The sequence below is a fragment of the Burkholderia sp. LAS2 genome (assembly GCF_018417615.1).
Taxonomy (GTDB): domain Bacteria; phylum Pseudomonadota; class Gammaproteobacteria; order Burkholderiales; family Burkholderiaceae; genus Burkholderia; species Burkholderia sola.
In genome coordinates this window covers 2609394-2628338 of the sequence record NZ_CP071052.1, presented here as the reverse complement: position 1 = coordinate 2628338, position 18945 = coordinate 2609394, and the positions used below count along the sequence as shown (strand labels likewise).

At 63.3% G+C, this 18945-nt stretch carries 16 protein-coding genes; 6 read left to right on the top strand and 10 right to left on the bottom strand.

Annotation, left to right across the window (positions count from 1 at the left end; translation table 11 throughout):
* The first annotated feature begins 162 nt into the window (after nucleotides 1-162).
* The 3 genes from guaB (at nucleotide 163) to guaA (ending at nucleotide 3956) form a co-directional block, all read left to right on the top strand.
* Nucleotides 163-1623 carry an IMP dehydrogenase gene (guaB, locus tag JYG37_RS12125; protein ID WP_050012882.1) on the top strand — a complete coding sequence of 487 codons (1461 nt, stop codon included), beginning with the start codon at nucleotides 163-165 and terminating at the stop codon, nucleotides 1621-1623.
* Between the two features lie 6 nt (nucleotides 1624-1629).
* On the top strand, nucleotides 1630-2229 hold the full coding sequence (locus JYG37_RS12120) for a hypothetical protein (RefSeq protein WP_089488562.1): 600 nt from the start codon (nucleotides 1630-1632) through the stop codon (nucleotides 2227-2229).
* Between the two features lie 107 nt (nucleotides 2230-2336).
* A complete protein-coding gene (gene guaA, locus JYG37_RS12115) occupies nucleotides 2337-3956 on the top strand; it encodes a glutamine-hydrolyzing GMP synthase (RefSeq protein WP_050012880.1) in 1620 nt (539 codons plus the stop codon).
* 267 nt (nucleotides 3957-4223) lie between these two features.
* Here the strand turns inward: guaA and JYG37_RS12110 are convergent, their stop codons facing one another.
* From JYG37_RS12110 to JYG37_RS12095, 4 genes are read right to left on the bottom strand one after another with little or no spacing between them, the layout of a single operon-like run.
* A complete protein-coding gene (locus JYG37_RS12110; protein ID WP_176016018.1) occupies nucleotides 4224-5315 on the bottom strand; it encodes a Wadjet anti-phage system protein JetD domain-containing protein in 1092 nt (363 codons plus the stop codon).
* The gene (locus JYG37_RS12105; protein ID WP_213345437.1) at nucleotides 5312-9709 is read right to left on the bottom strand and encodes a coiled-coil domain-containing protein; all 4398 of its coding nucleotides are present in this window, start codon (nucleotides 9707-9709) and stop codon (nucleotides 5312-5314) included. Before JYG37_RS12105 ends, JYG37_RS12110 begins: the two co-directional genes overlap by 4 nt.
* Nucleotides 9710-9711: 2 nt before the next feature.
* Nucleotides 9712-10443, bottom strand: coding sequence for a hypothetical protein (locus JYG37_RS12100; protein WP_124554636.1), 732 nt, complete (start codon nucleotides 10441-10443; stop codon nucleotides 9712-9714).
* On the bottom strand, nucleotides 10440-11918 hold the full coding sequence (locus JYG37_RS12095) for a hypothetical protein (RefSeq protein WP_249745993.1): 1479 nt from the start codon (nucleotides 11916-11918) through the stop codon (nucleotides 10440-10442). Before JYG37_RS12095 ends, JYG37_RS12100 begins: the two co-directional genes overlap by 4 nt.
* A gap of 256 nt (nucleotides 11919-12174) precedes the next feature.
* On the opposite strand from JYG37_RS12095, the gene JYG37_RS12090 reads away from it, so the two are divergent.
* Complete coding sequence (locus JYG37_RS12090) at nucleotides 12175-12510, top strand: helix-turn-helix domain-containing protein (protein ID WP_124554635.1); 336 nt, start codon at nucleotides 12175-12177, stop codon at nucleotides 12508-12510.
* Nucleotides 12503-13750 (top strand): type II toxin-antitoxin system HipA family toxin, encoded by a 1248-nt coding sequence (locus JYG37_RS12085; RefSeq protein ID WP_124554634.1) that lies wholly within the window; start codon nucleotides 12503-12505, stop codon nucleotides 13748-13750. Before JYG37_RS12090 ends, JYG37_RS12085 begins: the two co-directional genes overlap by 8 nt.
* Nucleotides 13751-14218: 468 nt before the next feature.
* Here the strand turns inward: JYG37_RS12085 and JYG37_RS12080 are convergent, their stop codons facing one another.
* Nucleotides 14219-14836, bottom strand: a complete 618-nt coding sequence (locus JYG37_RS12080) for a 3'-5' exonuclease (protein ID WP_124637773.1) — start codon at nucleotides 14834-14836, stop codon at nucleotides 14219-14221.
* Between the two features lie 152 nt (nucleotides 14837-14988).
* Here JYG37_RS12080 and JYG37_RS12075 point away from each other — a divergent pair, with 152 nt between their 5' ends.
* Entirely contained in the window at nucleotides 14989-15576 is a 588-nt protein-coding gene (locus tag JYG37_RS12075) for a 2'-5' RNA ligase family protein (protein WP_249745992.1), read from the top strand.
* 3 nt (nucleotides 15577-15579) lie between these two features.
* Here JYG37_RS12075 and JYG37_RS12070 read toward each other — a convergent pair whose 3' ends face one another.
* From JYG37_RS12070 to JYG37_RS12050, 5 genes are all read right to left on the bottom strand, one after another.
* On the bottom strand, nucleotides 15580-16029 hold the full coding sequence (locus JYG37_RS12070; protein ID WP_050013330.1) for an acetyltransferase: 450 nt from the start codon (nucleotides 16027-16029) through the stop codon (nucleotides 15580-15582).
* Between the two features lie 92 nt (nucleotides 16030-16121).
* A complete protein-coding gene (locus JYG37_RS12065) occupies nucleotides 16122-16595 on the bottom strand; it encodes an NUDIX hydrolase (RefSeq protein ID WP_080334221.1) in 474 nt (157 codons plus the stop codon).
* A 49-nt stretch (nucleotides 16596-16644) separates the two neighbouring features.
* Nucleotides 16645-17559, bottom strand: a complete 915-nt coding sequence (locus tag JYG37_RS12060) for an NAD(P)-dependent oxidoreductase (protein WP_349631909.1) — start codon at nucleotides 17557-17559, stop codon at nucleotides 16645-16647.
* Nucleotides 17560-17634: 75 nt separating this feature from the next.
* Nucleotides 17635-17913 (bottom strand): gamma-butyrobetaine hydroxylase-like domain-containing protein, encoded by a 279-nt coding sequence (locus JYG37_RS12055; protein ID WP_050013327.1) that lies wholly within the window; start codon nucleotides 17911-17913, stop codon nucleotides 17635-17637.
* On the bottom strand, nucleotides 17910-18914 hold the full coding sequence (locus tag JYG37_RS12050; RefSeq protein WP_050013326.1) for a HEAT repeat domain-containing protein: 1005 nt from the start codon (nucleotides 18912-18914) through the stop codon (nucleotides 17910-17912). The genes JYG37_RS12055 and JYG37_RS12050 overlap by 4 nt, the downstream gene beginning before the upstream one ends.
* Between the last annotated feature and the right edge of the window lie 31 nt (nucleotides 18915-18945).

Here is an 18945-nt window from a genome sequence, read left to right as displayed (position 1 = left end):
TGGTTCGACGCGCCCGTAAAACGAAAAGCGATCGAAAACGAACCGAACGGCGATCCGAACGATTCGGCCCCCGAGCGGCCGAAACCGGCTAAGCCGTTGTTCGTGTTGTGAAAATTCGCGGCGCTTCGCGTATAATTCGCTTTTGCGCCCATAGGATTTGCCATGCGTCTGATCCAAAAAGCACTCACTTTCGATGACGTGCTCCTCGTTCCCGCCTTCTCCGACGTTCTCCCGCGCGACACCAGCCTCAAGACCAAGCTGACCCGCAACATCTCCCTGAACATGCCGCTCGTGTCCGCCGCGATGGACACGGTCACCGAAGGTCGCCTCGCGATCGCGATGGCGCAGCAGGGGGGCGTCGGTATCGTCCACAAGAACCTGACGCCGGCCGAACAGGCCCGCGAAGTCGCCAAGGTCAAGCGTTTCGAGTCGGGCGTCGTCCGCGACCCGATCACGGTGCCGCCGCAAATGAAGGTGCGCGACGTGATCGCGCTGTCGCGCCAGCATGGCATCTCGGGCTTCCCGGTCGTCGAAGGCCCGCAGCTCGTCGGTATCGTCACGAACCGCGACTTGCGTTTCGAAACGCGCCTCGACGAGCCGGTCAAGTCGATCATGACGCCGCGCGAGCGCCTCGTCACGGTCAAGGAAGGCACGCCGCTTGCCGAGGCGAAGGCGCTGATGCACAGCCACCGCCTCGAGCGCGTGCTGGTCGTCAACGACGCGTTCGAACTGCGCGGCCTGATGACCGTCAAGGACATCACGAAGCAGACCGAGCACCCGGACGCGTGCAAGGACGAACACGGCAAGCTGCGCGCAGGCGCGGCGGTCGGCGTCGGTCCGGACAACGAAGAACGCGTCGAGCTGCTGGTGCAGGCCGGCGTCGACGTGATCGTCGTCGATACCGCGCACGGTCACAGCAAGGGCGTGCTCGAGCGTGTGCGCTGGGTCAAGCAGAACTTCCCGCACGTCGAGGTGATCGGCGGCAACATCGCGACGGCCGCCGCCGCGAAGGCGCTCGTCGAATACGGCGCGGACGCGGTCAAGGTCGGCATCGGCCCGGGCTCGATCTGCACGACGCGGATCGTCGCGGGTGTCGGCGTGCCGCAGATCAGCGCGATCGCGAACGTCGCGGAAGCACTGAAGGGCACCGGCGTGCCGTGCATCGCCGACGGCGGCGTGCGCTTCTCGGGCGACGTGTCGAAGGCCCTCGCGGCCGGCGCGAACGCCGTGATGATGGGCAGCATGCTCGCGGGCACCGAAGAGGCGCCGGGCGACGTGTTCCTGTACCAGGGCCGCCAGTACAAGTCGTATCGCGGCATGGGCTCGGTCGGTGCGATGAAGGACGGCGCGGCGGACCGCTACTTCCAGGACAACTCGGCGAACATCGACAAGCTCGTGCCGGAAGGCATCGAAGGCCGCGTCGCGTACAAGGGTTCGGTCAACGCGATCCTGTTCCAGCTGGTCGGCGGCGTGCGCGCGAGCATGGGCTACTGCGGCTGCAAGACGATCGACGAGCTGCACGAGAAGGCCGAATTCGTCCAGATCACCGCGGCGGGCATGCGCGAGTCGCACGTGCACGACGTGCAGATCACGAAGGAAGCGCCGAACTACCACGTGGACTGATCGCCGATGAAACCGCTGCTGCGAGCCGTGCTGATCGTCGATGCCGTGCTGCTGCTGGCGTTCGGCGTGCTGTTCGTGCTGACGCCCTGGCAGGCGCTGTTCAACGCGCTGCAACTGGCGAACATCCAGCCGGCGATGCTCGGCCAGGCGTTCGGCATCGCGCTGCTCGGGCTCGCGTGGCTCGCGTTTCATGCGGCGTTCAACGGCGACCTCACGGCGCCCGTCGCGCGCGCGGTCGGCCATGTCAACTGGCTGACCGGCGTGCTGACGGTCGTGTGGTCGCTCGGCACCGGCAGCGGCCCCGCGCTCGCGGCCGCCGGCCGGGTGTTGTCGGCGGTGGCCGGAGTCGCGTTGATCCTGCTCGGCCTCGGCGGCGTGCGCCTCGCATCGGCCGTGCGCCGGCGCGAGAAAGCGCAGGCGCTCGAGGGCCGGGACGCGCAGCGTCCGGTCGAACCGGCGCGGGCTTCCGCCGTGCAGCCGCGGGTCGAGCCGGTCGTCAGCCGTCCGGTGGCGCCTTCGGCGCCGGCCGCGGCAGCCCCATCGGCCGCCTCCGAGCGCGCGTCAGGCAGCGTCGCGTTCGACGCGCGCCCGCCGTCGCAGGATTGACCGGCGATGCGTCGCGCGAGCCGCCTGCCGCCCGACGCCGCTATCCATGCTTTTGACGCAGCGCTTCGTGCGCTGCTTTTCTTATTCTCTTCATCCCGTCCGCAGCCATGCACGACAAAATCCTGATTCTCGACTTCGGTTCGCAAGTCACCCAACTGATCGCGCGCCGCGTGCGTGAAGCGCACGTCTACTGCGAAATCCATCCGAACGATGTGTCCGACGAATTCGTCCGCGAGTTCGCGCCGAAGGCGGTGATCCTGTCGGGCAGCCACGCGAGCACGTACGAAGACCATCAACTGCGCGCGCCGCAGGCCGTGTGGGATCTCGGCGTGCCGGTGCTCGGCATCTGCTACGGCATGCAGACGATGGCCGTGCAGCTCGGCGGCAAGGTCGAGTGGAGCGACCATCGCGAATTCGGCTACGCGGAAATGCGTGCGCACGGCCATACGCGCCTGCTCGACGGCATCGAGGATTTCACGACGGCCGAAGGCCACGGGATGCTGAAGGTCTGGATGAGCCACGGCGACAAGGTGGCCGAGCTGCCGCCGGGCTTCGCGCTGATGGCGTCGACGCCGAGCTGCCCGATCGCCGGCATGGCCGACGAGGCGCGCGGCTACTACGCGGTGCAGTTCCATCCGGAAGTCACGCACACGGTGAAGGGCCGCCAGATCATCGAACGCTTCGTGCTGCAAATCGCCGGCGCGAAGCCCGACTGGATCATGAAGAACCACATCGAGGAAGCCGTCGCGAAGATCCGCGAGCAGGTCGGTGACGAGGAAGTGATTCTCGGCCTGTCGGGCGGTGTCGATTCGAGCGTCGCGGCCGCGCTGATCCATCGCGCGATCGGCGATCAGCTGACCTGCGTGTTCGTCGATCACGGCCTGCTGCGCCTGAACGAAGGCAAGATGGTGCTCGACATGTTCGAGGGCCGGCTGCATGCGAAGGTCGTGCACGTCGACGCGTCCGACCAGTTCCTCGGCCACCTGGCCGGCGTGACCGATCCGGAAGCGAAGCGCAAGATCATCGGCCGCGAGTTCGTCGAGGTGTTCCAGGCTGAAGCGCAGAAGCTGTCGAAGGCGAAGTGGCTCGCGCAGGGCACGATCTACCCGGACGTGGTCGAATCGGGCGGCACGAAGACGAAGAAGGCGACGACGATCAAGAGCCACCACAACGTCGGCGGCCTGCCGGAAACGCTCGGCCTGAAGCTGCTCGAGCCGCTGCGCGACCTGTTCAAGGACGAAGTGCGCGAGCTGGGTGTCGCGCTCGGCCTGCCGCCGGAGATGGTGTACCGCCATCCGTTCCCGGGCCCGGGCCTCGGCGTGCGGATTCTCGGCGAAGTGAAGCGCGAGTATGCGGACCTGCTGCGCCGTGCGGACGCGATCTTTATCGAGGAGCTGCGTGGCACGACCGCGACCGCGCAGGATGCGGCTGCGGGCCTGTGCGGCGAGGGCGATGTCGGCAAGAGCTGGTACGACCTGACGAGCCAGGCGTTTGCGGTGTTCCTGCCGGTCAAGTCGGTGGGCGTGATGGGCGATGGGCGCACATACGACTATGTGACGTCGCTGCGCGCGGTGCAGACGACCGACTTCATGACCGCGCATTGGGCGCATCTGCCGTATGCGTTGCTCGGCCGTGCGTCGAACCGGATCATCAACGAGGTGCGCGGGATCAATCGGGTGGTGTACGACATCTCGGGGAAGCCGCCGGCGACGATTGAGTGGGAATAGAGGTTCGTGAAATTCCCTTTTGAATCAATGGGTTGTGTTGATTGGTAAATCACGCGTGCCCGATTCTAAATTGCCGAGCGCAGGTCCGTAAGTCCTTGATCGCTAGAGGAATTGTCAACCTGCGCCTGCGCCCTGCGCGGAAACCGAGCAACCGTCATTTGACGGTATTTCTGACGATATATGCGGGCAACATGTGGATGGGCTTGCTTGATTCCGTCAGCGGTGCCGACGGTATCCTTGACCTGTTAAAGCCATGCGCTTTGACGCTCAGCCGTCCAAGCCGCTGGGGGCGGCCCTGACGCCAATGTCAACGTCGGACGTAATTTCCCCAAGTGGGGAGTATCTATCCGACGCTGACACGCCAATGGCATCAGCACGGAGTTGTTCAGTGCCCAGCGCCTCCTGAGGCAGCCACATGCCTGCAGACCAAACTGCTTCTAGTTTTGCGGCGAGGTCTGCGCCGAGCCAGGCAGCCGCCAGTCCTGCTACATAGGTTGCGCACTCGGGTTTTTCACGCCGCACTCCGTTCGCAAGCAACCAGCGGTACAACGGGAGCGCTGCAGAAACGGTCGGATAGCCTGGTTCGACGGAACGGTTGAAGTCCACGGGAATTGACAGGCCCTTCGGGTCCAGGTCGCCAAAGTACTCCGCTGAAGAAGCTCCTGTTTCTTGTATCGCTTGGCGCAACGCTCGCCCAGTGAGCCTGAAGTTTTCACCTCCGCCGTAGATGACCGCCGCGTATCGTCGCGTGGCCTCATTCCATTCGGCGAAGCTCCAGTACGTGTTGTGGTTTTCGACAACGAGTACGGACTTGCCAGGCGCATCAACCTTGCGATACGGCAGCGGCTGGGGCACTCGGAAGCAACCGATGACGGAAATTGGAAGTCGCCCACCAAAGAGGAAGTCTCCGACACACATGTTGTCGAGCCGCTTCTCGTCGCCGAAGATTTCCAAGGAACGTTCCTTGATTGGAACCGAGGAGAAAGCCCCTCGGCGTCGGAGTAGGAAGTCATTGATGGGGCGTAGCGATGGCAACTGCGATGGCCTCAACTCTGGCCAGAACCCCAGCTCCGGCGCCCAGATCACGTCGGCATAATTGACAGAAGCCTTGGAGCGAGGTGAGCTCTTCAACGTGACCCAAAGTGGGAGAGCGGGCGAGCCGACCTGTTCCCAACTTCTGGTAGCCGGCAGCGAGATTGCACCGTCAGCTTCTAGCTCTTTCAGCGCCCTCAGCAGCAGCACACCACGGTCTGGGTTGTTCTGGACATCTGGATACAGCGAGAAGTAGTGCCGGCGCAGCTCGTCGAGCGGCACACGCTTGCGCGGCGATGATAGCAGCGCTTCAAGGAACTCGCTCAAGCCAACTCCTCGGGTACGTTGTTGAGCTTCAGGTTAGCGAACTCAAGGTGCCAGCGTCTTGTCTTGCTGTTCTGTCCGGCGCGGCGCAGGCGGATGAATCGCTGGAACTCGCCGAGAGCGTTGAAGTCCTGAAGTGCCGTGGCGAATATCAATTGGACGTTCATGGCCTCGGCGAGCAGCCGTTGGGCCCGCCACATGGTGGGGCTGGTGGCCTTCGCGAACGGGTTGTCGAGGATGAGTGGCCCACCGGCAATGCGATATACCTGTGCGTGGTTCTCAGCCCGCAACTGGTTGATGACCAAGTACAGGAACATCGCCATGACGACGCCTTCGCCACCGGAGTTCGAAACCCGCTCAACCGGTACGTACTGCTCTGTCTCCTCGATGGACATCTTCAGGACTTGCAGTCCTAGCGGACGCCCATAAACGCGCGCCACAGCGTCGGCGATGAAGTCTGTACCGCGCGGAGGGAACACATTTGTATCAACCAACGTGTCGAGGTAGGCGCTGAGAGTCTGGCGTCGCGTCTCAACTGGCACTGAGCCGAAGTTTGCCCGCATCTTCAGGACTTGCTTGCCACCGACGTATGGGGCACCCACCGGCACTGACTTGTCCTTGCTCGTCGCGCGATTCAGCGTCGTGATGGCCGAGCGGACGACGGCGAGAACCTCCTCGACGCAGGCATCGAAGTCAGCTTGCATCGACCGCAGCGTTGCCTCGGTCGTTGCGATGCGGTCGTCCAGATGCTCTAGGAGCCGTTTCGCGTCCGTACACGCGGCACCGAACTCGTTGGCGACCATCTGCTGCGCAACATCGGGGTCGACCTCGCGGAACGATTGCTCCGACGCAGCCGCCTTGACGAGGTCGAAGGCAGCGCGAGCCTTGGTTTGCAGTTTGCTGACGCCTTGGTTCTTCCCCGTGTAGTCCTTTAGCAGCGCGTTGACTTGGTTGCTGGCGTCGGCCTCGAGAACCAGACTGTCGGGGTCCGGCACTTCTAAGGTCATTCCCACTTGGGCGCCGATTTCCGCTGCAATGAGCACTGGATCGGGCTTGTCTTCAAACCCCATGCTGCTGCGCAGCAGCGCCTCAACCTTCCTGTCCGCCTCCGCGGCTGTGCGCTTCCGATTGGCTCTGTCCGCAGCTTGGTTCGCGGCTTCGTTGGCCGCACGCATCCTTTCCAACGCCGCGTTCACGCGGTTCTCGGCCTCAGCCATGAGAGCGGCCAGAGCATCCAGGTCTAAAGCCTCGTGAGCAGGTACCGCGGGGCCGAGGTTCGTCTTGTTTGAGTCCAACCACTTTCTTGACTCGCCGTTCACGACCTGCAGATTTGAAGCAGCGCTCACCTGCTCTGGCTTGGCCGCCTCCAGTGCGGTCTCGACGTTGGCTAACGCATCTTCATGGTTTACGTTCAGGAAGGCAGCAAGGTCCGCCATCTGAACGCCCTTGTATTCTCGGGTGAACTCCTTGGCCTTGTCTTCACGGCGCTTTCGAGCATCTTCCAGCTTGTGTGCCAACAGCCCGAGTCGCTCCCTTTCTTCGACCAGATAGGCCGCTTCCGCATCGCTGTAAATGCGGCGCAACGTCTCTACCGGTCGCGGGTTCTGTAACAGCTGTTCGTGAGCCGGATAGTCCTTGTCGTAGTGCGCAACGCCCGCACGCTCTTCGCCTGCGACCTTGAGTTCATGGTCAGTGCTCACGCGCAAACCGTGGTCGCGGTCGTGTTCACGCTGCAGTCGCTCAAGGCCCTCATCGGCTGCGGACTTGCTCTCCTGTGCTGCGTTGATGCCTTGTGCGACGTCCGCCAGTCGGTGGACGCGCTCCGAATGGCCGGCTTCGTGTTCGTTCTGGAACGTGCGAACTGCTTCGGAAGATAAAAGTGCAGCCTGGCGTCTCGCATCGGCGGCTTGGGCTTGCAGCTCCAGCCCTTGAGCCTTCTCATCCAACTCAAGCGAGAGCGATTCGAGGGACTCCGCGCGTGCTGTCGCAGCGGCAGCGTCTTCTTCGAGGGCCACCTTGTCGGCTCGTGCCCGTCCAAGTTTTCCGTCGCCGAATTCCTTCGCATACGTATCCAGCTCGTGGATAATCTTCAGCGTTTGGTCGTGGCGCTCCTGATACGCGGACCGACGCTCGTTTTCATCGGAGACCAGGATCTCGAGGTTCGAGCCCAGCTTGGCGGCAGCCTCGACGTTAAAGGCCGAATCGTCCTCGGCAGGGACGACCAAGCGCTCCGCCAGTTGCGCTGCAGGCTCAAGGGTTGTCGCTGATATCACTACAGGACGCGTAGGCCGCCGTGCCTCCCAGGAGATGGCCCTGGCCCTATCAAGTTCCGTGGACGCCACGGAGACGCCGAGGAAGCGGGCGGGGTCGCTGGCGACGAGCGCCTGCGCCTTGGAGGCGTCCGGTAAGGCGCGTGAGATGTATTCGTTATAGGCTTTCGCCGAGCGCACTCCTGCCTGTAGAAGTGTCTCGACGACGAGTGCAACGTCGATGCTGTAGCCAGCAACCCCGGTCTCATCAATAGCCTGCTTGGTGGCGCGTAGTTCCGCCAAGCGAACGTCTCCCACAGACACTTGTCGTGCCGACTCAGAGACGACCTCGCGCAGGCGGGCAGGCAAGGCCGTGGACAACGGGTCGACGCGGTCGGATTCGACGGCATTCAGAAGAGCCGGTAGCTGTGCCAGGCGTTCGAGTTCGGCTTCTCCTCGTGTGATGAACTCGCCGAGTGCCCGTGCCTTGGCGGCCAACTCGGCCGCGCGGACGTTCTCCGCTGCGGAGGACTGTCGATGCTCTCGTGTCTCCTTGGCGCAGCGTTGCTGCGATGCTCGATGCAGGTCACGCTCGGAAGCCGCAGTTGCAGCGTTGGTATTCAGTCGTTCAAGCGCCTCCGCAGTCGTTTCATCGGGTCCGAGAAAGGCACCATCCGCTTCAAGAGCTTGCCTACGACGCGTGTAGGACTCCTCGGCCGCTTGAAGCTTCGAGCGTTCCCCTACCTGGCGGAGCTCGTCAGCTTCGGCTTGAGTTCGTTGCTTGCGGAGGGTCGTTCGTTCTTCCTCCCGTGCGGTAGCTCGCTCATTGAGCAATTGGAGCGCTACCTTCAGTCGCTGCTCTTCGTTGAACAGTGCTCGGCGCAGCAGCGCCCCCTGAATTTCGACGTGGTCCTTCGTCGGTTTGAGATTCGCGCGCTCGGCTTCGGTCAGCGCGTCAAGCTCCTTGAGCTCTTCGTCGACGCCGACGATTTCCTTCTGCAGCCGCGCCGCTCGAATGAGTCGTTCGTCCCGCTCCAAGTTCTTTACCTGGCCATCGGCAGCCTCCTTGCGAGCCTTCGCCTGAGCGCTGCGCTTCTGGTGCCAGGCCCAGGTGACCGTCGCGTGCTCCTTTGTGTACGACGTCGAGTCCGCGAGCGCAGCAGAGGCCAGTCCTCGCTGGGTCTGCTCAAACTTCACTTCTCGGTCGTGGTCAAGACACAAGGAGACGGCCCGGGCCTGCAAGGCCTGGACCATCTGAGCGCCCCGAATTAGCATAGAGCGCTGCGCGGCAAGCGTCTCAAGATACAGATGAGCAGACTCGGCGAAAGCGTTCAGTGATGCCCTGAACTTGGTTAGCTCGTCACGACGCTTTTGGAACTGAGGCTTACGGCGATGCTTCTCGCATACCGCAACCACTAGCTTCCGTGCCTCGTCGGCCTTCGTGGCGTCGCTGGTCAGATTCAGGAATTTGCGCAGGAACTCGCCTTCCGTCTTGAAGTCGAGGAAACCCGTGTCGAAACCGCCTTCCTGTGCCGAGAAGTTGACCTGCATGCGCAACATGTCCAGGTCAATGAGACGCTCGTCTTTCAGATGCCGCTGCCACTCCGCTTGGCGATTGTGACTGATGAAAACGTCACCCGAGTATTTTTTTTGCTGTGCGTGCAGCCAGCGAGAAAACTCCTGCATGGAGGACGACGTGGGCTGCGCCAGACCTGGGGCCGGGATGTCTACCAGGCCGAGGTCGGCGTGCTCCTCGAATGAGAAGAACATGCGGTCGACTTCCGGTGGCTCGGTGTGCGACCTTACCGCGACCGCCTGACCGGTCACCAGACGGTAGGGCTTGCCTCCTGCCATTCTGGACGGCATGAGCCATTCAACGATGATGAAACCAGGTACGCCATCGTGAGTGAAGTACTGAGAGAACGTGTTGTGCTTGCTCTGGATGTGTTTGAGAAACCTCTCTTGAGCGGTCTCGAAGCACGAGAACACAAGCCCGATGAGCGTGGTCTTGCCACCGCCATTCTCCAGGTTGATGAGCGTGTCAGTGGGGTGGCCGCTGTCCGGGTCGGTCAGCTCGAAAGTCATCCCTTCGTACCATGCGGTGCGGTAGCCGCAGTTGCCCAGGTGGATGCGGGAAATCTTCTGCATGGTCACACCGCCTTGCGCTCGGTCGTAGCAAGCTGCGCCATCTCGTAAAGTCGCCGCAACGCCAGTTCTCGCAACTGCACACGCAGCCGAAAGGTGGGCGTGTAGGTCGCAGCCGCCTCGTCTTCCGCGTCGCGGTCAAGCCGAACAAGGCCGTTCTGCGACATCTGGTTCAGCGCAATCTTGACGACGCCGACAACCGAGGCATGCGACGCTCGCTGACCGGACGGGATTGCTACTGGAAGTGCTGAAATCGTCTCCCAGCCGGGAGCAAGCTCAGGTGGCACGTCCGGCGGAAGGTCAGATGTCTCCTTCAGGCGCCGCGCCAGTGCATAGAGTGTGTCGCGGCAGGTGGCCACAGACGCCGGGGGCGGGGAGTAGTTGTCATCGTCCAATCCATCAGTCGTCGGGAAGAAGGCCGCCGCGATGGCGATGTGGGCAAGCACGAGCGCAGCCTTCTGGTCTGGTGTCATGCTGCTGCGGATATCCGTGAGACGCACTGCGAAGCGGCTATCCTTGGAGGCCGGAACTACAATGAGCCCACGCTGCTCGCTTAAGTCGAGTATCTGCAGTTCCATGCCGGCCGCGACATCCTCGACGTAGCGTCTGAATGTCGGGTCTGCCCTGCACAGGGCAAGCAGCTCGCGGTACTCCGAGTCATTGATAGGCGACAACGTCGTGTGCAGCGCCTTGTAGGTCAGTCGCGCAGCGTTGCGCACGGTAGGTTCTACATTCATTCTGACTCTCCCTGGGGAACGAACTCGAGAGCACTGCCCTGAGCGATGTCGAGATGGAAGGTGTCTCCCGTGAGTTCGACGCTCACGTTCTTGAACTCGCTCTCAGACCGCGCGAACGATCGGAACAGGATGAGAACGAGGCACCGCCGCGTCGTCCGGTCTAGGCCTTCGTCCTCGGCGGCATCCAGCAGTTGGTCGATGCGCAGCCGTTGGCCGGCGGAAAACTTGCCTGCCAGCCAGTCGTTGGCGCGTAGCACGAGTTCCTTCGAAAACTGGTCGGGCAGGGGTTCGAACTTCTCAATCGAGCCTGGATCAGTCTCGACCTCTGCATCTTCCCCATGCTGCTCTAGTAGCAGGGCGAACACCGAGTTCAGGTCGTACACCCTCGGCCACACCGGTGGGTATAGTGCACTGATGAAGACGTCCGCCTCTGCCGAGAGTAATTGGGTCGGAAGGTTGACGAGTTGCGGAAGGAGTTGCGGCTCAAGGTCCGGGAGACCGGTGGGCTTGCGTGCACGGAAGACCGCGCGCTGCGCCTCGATGAAACGCTCGGGCGCTACGTTGATATCAGTGACAAGCTGTAGTCGGATGAGGCTGGCACTACGGATGGTTTCCTTCAGTTGTACGAGACTCTCGCGCGTCTTCGGTTCATCGGCGCCAAGCAGGGCGTCGCCAACGGCTTCCTCCATCCGGGCGTCTTCGGCTTGGCGCTGACGAACGTGCGTCCGCGCCTCGTCGATCCGCCCGGCCATGTCTCGGCTCCAGTTGACGCTGCCTGGAGCGCGATAGGCCTGGTAGAGGCGATCGCGAATGAGCTGACGGTACTCAATGGATAGCTTGCGCGCACGGCGTGCGATTTCCAGAGCGGCATCGAAGCGCCCGCGCTGGACCAGAAGGTCCAGCATCTTTTCCAACAGTTCCTGGGAGTCCTCCGGCGAGAGATCCAACATTCCGAGGTAGACCAGATAGCCTTCCGCCGTTGGGCGGTACCGATATACATCTTCGGCGTCGGGCTCGAACCGTACAAGGCGGAACTGAATGCTGTTGGTGCTCCCGCTTTGGGCATCAAAATACTCGAAGCTGAACTCGCGATGGTTGTTGGCCTTGTTGTCCAGTGCATCGAGAATGACCTCCGCTACGCGCCGAGCCTGAGGCGCCGAGAGTGTCGGTTTCATCCGTATTGCGACGTCGGCAAGATGCGTCATGATTTCTGTCGAGGTACTTCCACTGGAGACCGTGGTGGCTTCCATCATCTGATCGAGTGCTGACAATGCAAGGTAATGCGTGTCGACACCCTGGAAGAGGCTGCGGTCTGAACTGCTTTCGTCCCCGAGCATCATCTTATAGCGCTCAAGCTGGAATACCGGACGAAGTAGCAGGAGGTTGCGCTGTTGCCGGGACAGGTCGAGCAGGCCAAAGCTGCCCAACGTTGTCAGCGTGTCTGCAAGGGCGGTGGTTGTCGCTTGGCCATCCATCAAGACCTATCCGTATTTTTAATGAAAGGAATTTGAAAGATCATCATACTACCGCAATTGTTACCAGACTTTGCCGAGTTTAGCGACGAGTATGACGGTACCGATTACCGCATCTCTCACGAATTATCCGGAATGTCGGCTCTTCGAGGCTTATGAAATGGCTTGGCCCGTGATCGTCCTCCGTAGTCATATCATTGGCGGTTAGTGTTATCTTCGTGATACATTATCGGATATAAAGACTTACGAAGGTGGTAAAATGCCGACTCCTCACGCTCCTTCTGCCGGCGTCCGGCGGGCGTTGCGGAAATTGGGCGCCGATATTCACGACGCGCGTCGTCGCCGCCGGTTGACCATGGCGGTGATTGCCGAACGGGCTTTTACGTCCAGAGCGACTCTGCAGCGCGTCGAAGCGGGTGATCCGGGCGTGAGCATCGGCATCTATGCGGCCGTGTTGCAGGCGCTTGGTCTTCTGGGCGGGCTGTCGGAGATCGCCGATGTGGCCCGAGATACGGTTGGGCAGTCGTTGGCAACCGCGGCATTGCCGCAGCGCATCCGGCTCCCTCGTAGCGGCGGGAAGGGTGACCATGGCTGATGTTGACGTCTACATTGATCTCGATGGCGCGCCGCGACCAGTGGGGCTGCTCAGACGCCATGCGTCGCGTCGGGAAGCAACGGTCACGTTCGAATATGACGAGACCTGGCTGGCCGACGACGAGTGTTTTTCTATCGAACCAGCACTGGCATTGACGCGAGGCGTGTTTCCACCGCTGCCTGATCAACCGATCTTCGGTTCGATAGGCGATTCGGCGCCGGATACCTGGGGGCGCCGTCTCATGCAGCGCGCCGAGCGTCGCCAAGCTGAACGAGAAGGACGGCGCGTCCGTACACTCAGCGAACTGGACTATTTGCTGGGCGTAGCCGATGAAACGCGTCTGGGAGCCTTGCGGTTTCGCTGGAGCGGAGAGGACGAGTTCCAAGCGCCGGTGCCCGCCGGGGTTCCCGCGCTCATTGAATTGGGGCGGCTGCTACAAATCACCGAGCGCATCCTGCGGGACGAGGAAACCGATGAGGATCTGCAACTTATCTTTGCGCCCGGGTCGTCGCTCGGCGGCGCACGTCCCAAGGCCTCGGTCATCGACCAGTACGGTCATTTGTCGATCGCCAAATTCCCGAAGGAGACCGATGACTACAGCATCGAGACCTGGGAGGAAATCGCACTGCTATTGGCGGAACGCGCCGGCATATCCACTCCGCACCACGAACTGCTCCGCGTAGCAGGCAAGCCGGTGCTGCTGTCCCGTCGTTTCGATCGCGCGGGTAATATTCGCGTTCCCTTTCTCTCGGCTATGTCGATGACGGGATCGCGGGACGGTCAACGCGGCAGTTATCCCGAACTAGTTGACGCACTGACGCAACACGGGGCGAAGGCGCGGGCCGACGCCGCGCAGCTGTATCGCCGCGTGACGTTCAATGTTTTGGTTTCCAATGTGGACGACCACTTGCGCAACCACGGCTTTCTATGGGCGGGGCGCGATGGGTGGGTATTGTCACCAGCCTATGACCTCAATCCCACGCCAACCGATCTGAAGGCGCGTATCCTGACGACGAATATCGATCTCGACGAGGGAACGTGCTCGGTGGGGCTCTTGGAAAATGCGGCGGAGTTTTTTGGCCTGACGCTGAAACAGGCTCGGGCCACGATCCGGGAGGTAGCCGACGTTACCCGGACATGGCAAGCGGTTGCCCAGGAAGTTGGTTGCACACGCGCAGAGATGGCACGTATGGCCAGTGCCTTCGAGCACGACGATCTTAGCGCCGCATTGCGGCTGTGACGGTATCGAGGACCGTGCTCTAAAGATGCTGACGGTATCAGCGACGGTATTGCAGCCGCAAATCGCCTTGGGACGGCCAATGTTCGTGATCTTTCAAACAAAACGAGCATTGATGCTCCGGGGCGTTCCGATAACAGCCATCAACTGCCGAGCATGATTTTCGGTATCGTTGACGGTATCGACGCCGCGTGACCAGGCGGAAACGCCGTCCCCAAAAGGCTCCAGCCCCAGATTGACAATCGAGTGGGAGTGAGCATTCCGACTGAATCGGCGTTCGATTCCGCTTGTGTCGTTGCGCATCGTTTGATGTCGCGATAGTTTGCAAGCGGGAGGGCTGGTTCGGTTGGCGTGCTGCCCCGGCTCACGAGGAGCAAGAAGCGGCCTGGCAATTCAATTGCCAGGTCGTTTTGCGTTAACGCGTGCAGTCAGCCAGCGAGCGAGGTGTTTTCCGTTCCGGCATCGGATGCGTCACGTACACGCCCGCCCGAGCGACCGCAAATACATCGGCACCTTCGCCTTGGTCGTCGCCTGCACCCGCGACATCAACGCGTGATCGATCCGATCCAGTCCATAAGTCCGCGAAATTTCCTGCTGCAACCGGCACCAAAGATGCCCGGCCATCTCGGCATCGACCATCGCCCGGTGCGCACGGCCCGTTTGCGGCAGCCGCAGCATCTCGGCCAGGCTCGACAGGCGGTGACTCCGGGCGTCGGGATAGATCCGCCTCGCCACCAGCATCGTGCACGCAAACGGATGGTCGGCCGACATGCCGAGCATCCCCAGTTCCGACTGCCAGAAGCGCTTGTCGAAGCCGGCGTTGTGGGCGACGACCGCATGCTTGCCGACGAACGCCGCCGCTTCCTTCATGACTGCGGACGCGGGCGGCGCCGCCGCGATCATGTCGTTCGTGATGCCGGTGAGCGCAACGACATCGGACGGGATGCGTCGGCCGGCATTCATCAAGCTCTGGAAACGGTCGACGACCTGCCCGTCGCGCAGCAGGATGACGGCAATTTCGGTTGCGCGGTCGCCCAGATTCGGCGATAGCCCTGTGGTTTCGAAATCCAGTACCGCGACGGTTTGCATGGTTGAATTCAGGTGCGTCATCAGAGGGTGTCGAGTGTGGCCAAGAGGGTAGCATCTTCGGGCGCGCGAACGGCGGATTCGTCGAGCGGGAGCGAGCAGGCTACCGATTGACGATAATCAAATCTCGCTCCAGGCTAGATGGAGATGCTGCCGTGACTCAACTGACGCTACCCGGATTCGATGCGCCGCCGCCGGTTCCCGTGCACCGCTTCTTTTTCGCCGTGATGCCGGACCTGGCCACGGCGGCGCGCATTACTGGCCTTGTCGAAAGCATGCGGCTGGAGAAGGACAGCATGGTGGGCATCGAGCGTCTGCACATTACGCTGGGTTCTCTGGGCGACTTCGCCTATGTGCCGGGCGCTACCCTTGTACGGGCACGTGCGGTGGCGGACCGCATCGACGTGCCATCTTTCTCCGTGACGTTCGACAAGATCATCAGTTTCAACCGGCGGTCCGGTCGTCAGTCGCTGGTGCTGACGGGGAAGGCCGGTCTGGAGGACTTGATCGATTTTCGACGGCAGTTGCGAGACGCGTTGAAACGGGCGGGTGTGCCTGTTTTTCCGTCGAGTTTTACCCCGCACGTGACGCTGCTGTATGGTGCACAGAGGCCCGATGAGTACCGGATCGAGCCGATTACCTGGACCGTATTCGACTTCGCCCTGATCGATAGCTGGCTCGGCAAGTCGCACTACGACGTTTTGGGGCGCTGGCCGCTGACGACCGGTAGCCCGCCGGGATGATCTTCAGTCCCGATCGCCACCGCGATAACGAAGGTGAATCAGCGGATACGGCCGCCCCTGTCCATCCAGCTCCGATCGCCCGCAGCGCTCGAATCCGAGCCGTTCATAGAATCCCGCCGCCGCTTCGTTCTGTTCGTTGACGTCGGTCGACAGGTCGGGATGGCGTTTGAGCGCCTCTTCGACGAGCAACCGCCCGACTCCCGCGCGATGGTGCGCGGGATCGACGAACAGCGCTTCCATGTGGCTGCCGTCGAGCAGCATGAAGCCGATCGCGCGATCGCGCTCGTCGACGGCCAGATCGAGCGGTGCGCCCGGCAGAAATGCGACGACTTCGGACTCGATTGAACGACGATCGTCGTCGCTCAGGAAGTGATGCGTGGCGTCGACGGCATGGCGCCAGATATCCAGCACACGTGTGCCGTCGGCCTCGGTGGATTGTCGAATTCTGAGCATGGTTTGATGTGTGATGATTCGGCGCTCGGAGGCTAGCCGGCTCCATGACGGAGCGAACGCGTCGCGCCGATGCGCAAGCGACAGCGGAAGTGTCAGGCGAATGGCGGACGCGCGCGGCCCAGCATCGCCGCCCGCTCCATCGCCCGTCGCGCGACGTCCCGCACGCCCGCGCTCATCGGCAAATCGTCGCGGTCGAGTTCGTCGATGCCGAACCAGCGCGCGTCGAGTGCATCGTCGCCGGCGGCCGGCGTGCCGCGCAGCCATCTGCACAGCACCGCGATCATGACGAAATGCTGGCGCACGGCGCCGTGCGCATCGTAATCGAACGCATCCAGCGCGGTAAAGGCGTCGAGCGCTTCGACGTCGATCATCGTTTCTTCCGCGATCTCGCGCACGACCGCGTCCGCGAGCGGCTCGCCCGACTCGATCTTGCCGCCGGGAAAGCCCCAGCAACCTGCGTCGGGCGGATTCGCGCGGCGCACGAGCAACACATCGCGTTCGCGCAGCACGATGCCGATCACGGCGGGAACGGGGCGCAAGCAAGCAGCGTTGTCGGTTGCGGACATGGTCGCTCCTACCCGTCGATGGGAACGAACGCGTGCACGTGCACACCGCTCATCGCGCGTCCCCGGTACGCCGTTCGATCGCACGAATCACGGCGACCATGTCGGCCGCGCCATGTCCGGCCTGCTCGGTCTCGCCGTAAAGCGCGTGGCAGATGTCCAGCAGCGGCGACGCGATGCCGATGCCGCGCGCGGATTCGGCGACGAGGCGCGCATTCTTCAGCACGTCGGTGATCGCGGCCTGCACCGAGAAATCACCCGCGACGAGCTTGCCGAGCTTCACGCGCGACACGTCGCTGGCCATCGGGCCGGCATTCAGCACGTCGGCGAAGCGCGCGAGGTCGATACCGTGACGTTGCGCGAAATGCGTGGCCTCGGCGAGACCGGTGACCATCGTGATCAGGAACAGGTTGACGGCGAGCTTCATCGTCAGCGCCGACGGCACGTCGCCGCACACGAAGCTGTCGCGGCACAGCGGCTTCACGAGCGCGCGGACGGCATCGACGTCGGTCGGCGCGCCGGCCAGCATCACGACGAGCTGTCCGGCTTCGGCCGGCTTGCGCGAGCCCGACACCGGCGCCTCGACGTAGCGGCCCGACGCGGCGGCGATTTCATCGGCGAGCACGCGAGAATAGTCGGGCGCATTCGTGCCCATGTTGACGATCGTGTGTGCGCCGACCCGGGCGGCAAAAGCCGGCGTGCCGCGCGCGAGGGCGGCGTCGATCGCCGCGTCGTTCGCGAGCATCAGGATCACGGTGCGGCAGGACGCGAATACGCTGTCGATGTCCTCGGCCACGCGTGCGCCGGCGGCGCGCAGCGCATCGTCGTTGTCGTGCGAACGGCTCCACACGACGAGCGGCGTGCCGGCCCGCGCGAGATTGAGCGCCATCGGCGTACCCATCACGCCAAGGCCGATGAATCCGACTGCGGTTTGCATGGTGCGGCTCCCACGGTAGGTGGCGACGATCGTGGGCGTCAGTATCGCAGCGTTTTCGCGCGCCTGCCATCCGGCCCGCGCGACCACGGAAGCGCGTCGTCGCCCCTACGTGAGGTCCGCCAGATACGGCCACGGATAAATGCCGCGTGCATGGCCGTCGCCGAACAGGAAGCGTACGCCGTAGCCGAGCGCTTCCATGCCGTCGAGTGTCAGGCCCGGCCGCGCGTCGATGTGGCCGCCGTCGAGCCGGACCTTTCGGCATTCCGCACACGGGCAATCGCTGCGCAACCGCGCATAACCGATACGTTGCGTGGCGCCGTCGGGCCAGCGCAGCGTCAATGCGCGCGCCGGGTGATCGAGCGCGATGTCGGTCGGCGCGATCATCGCGATGCGTCGTCGATCTGTCCGATCGCGATCCGCACGGCCTTGCGGACGTCGGGGTCGCGATCGTCGAGTGCGTCGTGCAGCGCGGGCAGTGTCGCCCGGTCGCGCAATTCGCCGAGCGCGAGCGCGGCTTCCTTGCGCAGGTTGCTGATCGCATGCGGGAGCAGCGCGACGACGGCCGATGCCGCGGCCGCATCGCGCAATTGCCCGAGCGCACGCACGGCGCGCACGCGCACTTGCCAGTAATCGTCGTCGAGCGCGGCGACGAGCGGGTCGCGCGCAACGGCGGCGCGCAGCTTGCCGAGCGTGGCCGCCGCTTCCTCGCGCACCTGCCATTCAGTGTCACGCAGCGCCACGAGCAACGCGGTGACGACCGCGGTATCGTCGGCCGCCGCAAACCCGATCGCGCTGACCGCGGCGCGCCGCACGTCCGCATCCGTGTCCGTGGTCGCGATGCGCGCGAGCGGCGCCAGCGCGCGGCTGTCCTTGAGCCAGCCGAGCACGACGACCGCCTCGGCGCGTACGGCCGCGGTGCTCGCGTCGAGCGCATGCAGCGCGGGCGCGAACGCGTCGGGGTCGCGCAACTCGCGCAAACCGCGCAGCACGGCGCCGCGCACGAACGGCTCGGGCCGGTCGGCCCAGCGGCACAGCACGGCGCCCGATGCCGCGTCCTTCAGTTCGGACAGGCTTTGCGCGGCCGTCGCGCGCACGCCATCGTCGGGATCGAGCAGCGCGTGGCACAGCGCGTCGACGACATCGGGCTGCTCCCACGCGTCGAGCACGCGCGCGGCCTCGCCGCGCACGTCGGCGGACGGGTCGTCGCGCAGCGCCGCGACGAACGATGGCACGAGCTCGGGCGCCTCGAGATCGGCGAGTTCGAGCAGCGCGATGCGACGCACCGATGCATCGGCTGCGGCGAGGCGCGCGACGAGCGCGGCCTGATCGGCGTGATCGACAGTTGGCACGCCGGGCAGCGGGAAAGCGGAGGAAGAAGCGGTCATGGAGAAAAGTCGGTGCGGTGAATGGGCAATT